Source organism: Alteromonas sp. 14N.309.X.WAT.G.H12 (assembly GCF_036697315.1).
Lineage (GTDB): Bacteria > Pseudomonadota > Gammaproteobacteria > Enterobacterales > Alteromonadaceae > Alteromonas.
On sequence record NZ_JBAHZB010000106.1, the window covers coordinates 9,555 to 11,928 of the forward strand.

The 2,374-nt window shown below is 42.1% G+C and carries 1 protein-coding gene; it reads right to left on the reverse strand.

Annotated features, from left to right (window positions below; translation table 11 throughout):
* Positions 1-1,336, reverse strand: a 1,336-nt coding sequence (locus V5298_RS17430) for an MATE family efflux transporter (RefSeq protein ID WP_416351198.1), incomplete at its 3' end; no start/stop codon positions are given.
* Positions 1,337-2,374: the final 1,038 nt, after the last annotated feature.

Below are 2,374 nucleotides of genomic sequence, written 5' to 3' on the forward strand. Positions count from 1 at the left end.
CCCGATTAAAATAAATATAAGATACCAGTGCCATACACAAATTTGCCCCAACCACACCAGCAAATAAACCAGGAAGACCGTAAAAAAGACTGGCCAGATAAGAAACCGGTACGTAAAAAGCAAACAAACGGATGATACTCAATACAAGTGCAGAGACCGGTCTGTGCATGGCATTCAAAGAGGAATTGGTTAATATCACCACCCCTTGTAACCCATAACCCAGTGGCACAATCATCAAAAACAAGGTGATAAGCGAGCCCACTTTTGGATCTTCGCCAAACAACTGCCCTATCCAGTAAGACAAAAGCCATAACACCACAAAGATCATCAATTGCCAAAAGATGACAAATTTTAATGTCAGCCTGTAGGCCTGTTCCACACGAGAAAAACGATTTGCGCCAACGTTCTGACTAATAATAGGCGGTAAAGTCATGGATAAAGCAAGTACCACAATAGAGGCAATGGACTCCAGGCGATTGCCTACGCCCCAGGCTGCCACAGCAGTGGCGCCATATTTTGCCACCACCGCAGTCATCACCCCACCAGCGATAGGTGTGAGCATATTTGCGCCCGCAGCCGGTAAGGCGATTTTTAAAATGGGAAGGCTGGTCTTTTTTAATTCCGCCAATGTGAGCAGACGTGGAAGCATCATCTTGCGCTTTACTGCCAACAACCAAACCACCCAGCTGGCCCCTGCGAGCCAAGCAATCAGTGTTGCCAAGGCAGCCCCTTGTATGCCCATTGCAGGAATTGGCCCGAGGCCAAAAATAAAAATAGGATCAAGTGCTGCGTTGATGGCGCCGCCAGTGGCCATTATAATACTAGGAGTGCGCGTATCACCACTGGCCCGTAGTACGCTGTTCCCCACCATAGGCAAAGCAAGAAACACACTGGATAGATACCATATATTCATATAATCATGGATATAGGGCATGAGCTCATCGGTGGCATTAAGCACCTGAAAAATGGCATCAATGCTTAGGTACCCGATAACCGCCAAGGTACCCACTAACACAAATGACAGCACCATGGCACTAGAGGCGTATTGCCGTGATTCATCAAGTTTGCCGCTTCCTTGAAGCTTGCCAATAATGGCGGAAGTACCGATCCCAAGACCAATATTAAGGCTGATCACCGTAAAGGTGACCGGAAAGGTAAAACTGATGGCCGCAAGGGGTTGGGTGCCAAGTAAACTAACAAAAAAAGTATCTATTAGCCCAAAGCTCATCATCATGATCATGCCCACCACCATGGGCATTGTCATTTTTCTTAATATCGAAGAAATATCGCCTTCTATAAGATTAGTGGCGCCGCGATTTCGTGTTGTATTACTCACTTGTGTTCCGTTTGGTTGGTAGTTTATTTTTCAGGCAATTGTCAAAGTGGCGAACTATCCCGACAGTTTACGTGAGTGCCATCGTGGTTGCACGATTATCTGAAGATCTATGGGAGTACAATTTCCCATACCAAGGATCGCTCCCACTGCCCTTGGTATTTTGTCATGGGGTAAGGCAAAGCATTAAATGTCTGCAATGACCCACAAAACTGTGTGTTTTGTTTTACCCAAAATAAGGCCAATCCTATGAATGCTAAGGTTACAACCCCATGACAAACATTTGACAAAGGCTGTCATATTTCATTCATCCCCTGTCCCTTTCGCAGGGTTGTTCGTGCCAAGGCAGATTATTAACAAAATGTTAACGGTCTGTGGCTTTAGGTTATTTTCGCAGGCTAATTCAACAAAACATGTGAATTAACACACAAGGTTGTTAATGTCTAACCAATCCGGATCATTTTCTGGCAAAAAACAGATCAAAAGATTATAACTAATTGATATTAAAATATTTTAAGTATTTTTGGTGTTATAATGTACGCTTAATTACTCGCCTGTTATGACCAATTAAAATGCACTACACTTAACTATCAACATAGTTATCCACAGATTTAGTGGATAACTGTCCAAAGGCCAGTATTGGCGTGTTATTTTCGGGATCTGAATTATTTTTTGGTAAGTGACGACTAACCGTCTAGTTCCACGGTAAACGTGACAACTTTATGAATACCTGTATCTCAATACAGTAGTCAACGTCTTTTTAATACCTATTTCGGCTTAATAATTTATTTTTAGTTATAAGAATAATAACTGTAAATTGACCACTTCCCTTACCAAGCATTCATACTTTAAATTCATAAACTTAGCTGCAAATAAGTAAAAGAAGTTTATTTTTTGCGCTTTTCGCTGTTTTTTTGACAAGTATTCTTAAAAAAAGCTATTTTTTGAGCGAATAGATGAAAAAACTGAAAACGCTTGTTGACAGTGGGAACTTACCTCATTAATATTCGCCTCCGTTGAAAAGCAGGTCCCCCTTAGCTC